1 protein-coding gene is annotated in these 209 nt (G+C 39.2%); it reads right to left on the bottom strand.

What is annotated here, in order from left to right; genetic code table 11:
• Positions 1-209, bottom strand: a 209-nt coding sequence (locus Q1A15_RS21005) for a hypothetical protein (RefSeq protein WP_299628422.1), incomplete at both ends; no start/stop codon positions are given.

Raw genomic sequence — 209 nt, 5'->3', positions numbered from 1 at the left:
GATGTATCTGAGATACTGTATGTGTTTACACTTCCTGCAACTGTTACAGCTGTAATCTCTGTATCTAAACTTGGATCAAAATCTCCAAATGGTGCTACATCTAAGTATAACTCAACGGTGTTGTATACTGTGCTTCCTCCTGTGATTCCTGAACCAACTGCTGTGTCAATGCTTAAGGTAGCATTATCAACTGTGTTTCCTGTTGTACA

Source organism: uncultured Tenacibaculum sp., assembly GCF_947495995.1.
In the GTDB taxonomy this organism is placed as follows: domain Bacteria; phylum Bacteroidota; class Bacteroidia; order Flavobacteriales; family Flavobacteriaceae; genus Polaribacter.
This window is presented reverse-complemented; position numbering and strand designations above follow the sequence as displayed.